This is a genomic window from Sunxiuqinia dokdonensis (genome assembly GCF_001270965.1).
Classification (GTDB): domain Bacteria; phylum Bacteroidota; class Bacteroidia; order Bacteroidales; family Prolixibacteraceae; genus Sunxiuqinia; species Sunxiuqinia dokdonensis.
This window is the reverse complement of record NZ_LGIA01000099.1, coordinates 1-635: the sequence shown is the minus strand read 5'-3', so window position 1 is coordinate 635 and position 635 is coordinate 1. Positions and strand designations below refer to the sequence as shown.

Annotated in this window: 1 pseudogene; it reads right to left on the bottom strand. The window is 48.8% G+C overall.

Going from position 1 to position 635, the window contains the following annotated elements:
- Window positions 1-635, bottom strand: a pseudogene (locus NC99_RS22085) (GH92 family glycosyl hydrolase); the annotation flags it as partial.

Genomic DNA, 635 nt, shown 5'->3' with positions numbered 1-635 from the left:
TTTTCGCCTTTTTTGGTTTTAAACTGAATGGCTGCACCCACATGATTGTCCGTCAATTCGGTTTTGCCCTCCACCACTTTGTCTTTGCTCCACACCTCGCTTTTCACAAAGGGCTTGTCGAAAACCACCACAAAGTAATTCTTAAAGTTATCGGGCACACCGCCGCTGTTGCGGGTAGTATAGCCAATGATTTTATTTTCTGAAGGAATCAGCTTAATCGATGAGCCACGATCGAACGCGTCAACCAGAACATACGACTCGTCATTTTCGGGAAAAGTGAAACGAAACATGGCTGCCCGTTCGGTGGGCGTAATTTCGGTCACCACATCGTAATCGGCCAGGTACACTTTGTAGTAGTGTGGTTTGGCGGTTTCGGCCTTGTGCGAAAACCAGCTTCCGCGTTCGTCTTCGTTAATGACCAGCTTTCCGGTCATCGGGAAAAGCGAAAACTGCCCGTAATCGTTGATCCACGGACTGGGCTGGTGGGTTTGTTTGAACCCGCGGATTTTGTTGGCATCGTAGCCATACACCCAGCCATCGCCCATTTTGGCGGTTTGCGGCGTCCAGAAGTTCATGCCCCAAGGCAAAGCAATAGCCGGATAGGTATTTCCGTTGGATAGTTTAAATTCAGAATC